Genomic DNA, 1,091 nt, shown 5'->3' with positions numbered 1-1,091 from the left:
TAAGCTACAGCGGAAGTTTAAAAACAAATTTGCTTCCAAAAATAACCAGTTCCAGGTGTGCGGCAGAATTAGCCTTTGAGCAATGGAATAAAAATAATATTGAATTGCAGGAAACTTTTAAAATTATACTGCTCAATAATGCTAATAAGGTTAAAGGAATTTATGAAGTTTCGAATGGAGGTATTACCGGAACCCTGGTCGATGTTCGAATCCTATTTGCAGTAGTATTAAAGTCCTTAACCACGGCAATAATTTTATTGCACAATCACCCCAGCGGAACCCTTAGACCAAGTGAAGCAGATAAAAGCCTGACCAGAAAAATTAAAAATGCGGCATCATTTTTTGATGTTAAAGTACTGGATCATATTATTCTTATTCCTGATGGTAATTATTACAGTTTTGCGGATGAGGGAATTCTGTAATTTACCTGGCCAATGCTAACCAGATTTTAAACACTTCTATTTTTAGAGGTGTTTTTTTGGCTTAAGATTTCTCAACGAATCTTAAGCAAAGCAGCTCCAAAAGAAACACAAAAATAGTCTGGTTGGTTGTGCTCAAAAATAAGGAGCATTTCACATTCAGTTCAAGTAAAAAAGGAAAATCCGCTGTTACCTGGATTTTCCTTTCTATCATTAAATGAAAAATTCAAATGATTATAAATATAGAAAAAAATTATTCGTTAGGTATTCTTTGTCTTGATTTTATAAAAAAAATGTATCTTTATTTCGCTGATCTTCAGCATTCAAATTTACGCAGGGCTATCTATTTTTGACTTTCGCCGATAAACCTGCACATCAAAAAAAATATTAATCCGGAAATTTTTTCCGGGAATTGGCAAGTGGCTTTTGACTGTCTATTAAGACAGCCAACAGTCCAAATTGTACGGAATTTTTGTCCCGCGCTGCGGGACGAAAAGGAGTAGCAAGAGGGTAACACGCTACGCGATGTTAAACACTCCTTTTCGTTTTTAAATAACTGTAAATCAGTTGTTTAAATTATATTTAAATTCCTGAGTTTTAGCAATTTGCGACAAATGGCCCGCCAGCGCCCATTTCTAGGGAAGAATTTGCGACAAATCGGCGAATTATGGA

1 protein-coding gene is annotated in these 1,091 nt (G+C 35.1%); it reads left to right on the top strand.

What is annotated here, in order from left to right; translation table 11 throughout:
* On the top strand, window positions 1-422 hold a 422-nt coding region (locus RM529_RS17455), incomplete at its 5' end, for a JAB domain-containing protein (protein WP_311486014.1).
* Window positions 423-1,091 lie beyond the last annotated feature (669 nt).

The organism is Autumnicola edwardsiae (genome assembly GCF_031846505.1).
GTDB classification, from domain to species: domain Bacteria; phylum Bacteroidota; class Bacteroidia; order Flavobacteriales; family Flavobacteriaceae; genus Autumnicola; species Autumnicola edwardsiae.
Note: the sequence above shows the minus strand (reverse complement) of the source record. Positions and strands in the feature narration are given on the sequence as shown.